The organism is Alteribacillus sp. JSM 102045 (assembly GCF_041949975.1).
In the GTDB taxonomy this organism is placed as follows: Bacteria; Bacillota; Bacilli; order Bacillales; family Marinococcaceae; genus Alteribacillus.
The window spans coordinates 1-1,069 of record NZ_JBHFQG010000103.1 but is presented as its reverse complement, the minus strand read 5'-3'; the positions used below and the strand labels follow the sequence as shown (position 1 = coordinate 1,069).

Genomic DNA, 1,069 nt, shown 5'->3' with positions numbered 1-1,069 from the left:
GCAACAAGAAATAGGCTTAAAGAGTATTAGTAAATCTCAACTATCGCGGAAACTTGGGGATATACCTTCAGGTGTTTTTCAGTCTCTCTTTCATCATTTAGTTTTACAATTACATCAAACATTAGGGCCTCAAAAGGTGGGTCAAGCACTCAAAAAGATTCATTTAATTGATTCCTCAACTATTTCTATGTGTCTGAATCAATATGAATGGGCGGATTTCCGAGAAACGAAAGCAGGCATTAAACTGCATACATCCATCATCCTTTACGATGGGACATCTTACCCGAACGAAGTAATTGTAACAGCGGCAAGGCCGGCAGATGAAACCCAGTTAGATGCCTTAATTGTACCGGAAAAAGACGCACTTCATGTATTTGATCGAGGCTACTTTAACTTTGATAAGTTTGATAACTATTGTACAGAAGGAACCCGTTTCGTTACTCGAATTAAGACAAACACCATAGTACACGTTATTGAAGAAGTTCCTGTTGAACATTCCTCTGGCATTACACGAGAGGCCATTGTGAAACTAGGTAAAATGAAACATCCTCTTCGATTAGTAGAGGCACTCGATAGGGAAGGAAACAAAATAGCCATCGTATGTAATGACGCGAAAATAAGTGCAGAGGAAATAAGTGACCTTTATCGATCACGCTGGCAGATTGAATTGTTTTTCAAATGGGTCAAACAGCACTTAATCCTAAAAAAACTATACGGAAAAAGTGCCAACGCTGTTTTCAATCAGATCTACATAGCAATGATTGTATTCTGCTTAACCCTTTTAATGAAGCATCAACTAAATTACAAAGGCTCATTACTAGAAATGCTGGACTGGATTTGTGATTGTTGGTCCAAGAGTTTTAAAAACTTCATAAGAGAAGTATTTAAGCCCCCAAGCCGGCAGTCCAAAGGACGGCAAAAACTATGGCATGAACGAATATTCGCAGAAACTCTAGCACAATATGAATCAGGGAATGTTGCACATTTGGATGATCTTACCTACGATCCAATAATATAATAACCACTTGTAAAAAAATGGATGTTGGACTACCTTTATAGCCCTATTGTC

At 38.2% G+C, this 1,069-nt stretch carries 1 protein-coding gene; it reads left to right on the top strand.

The window, feature by feature from the left end:
• Positions 1-1,018: IS4 family transposase (locus ACE1TI_RS21840; protein WP_375009605.1), on the top strand; the 1,018-nt coding region annotated here is incomplete at its 5' end.
• Positions 1,019-1,069: the final 51 nt, after the last annotated feature.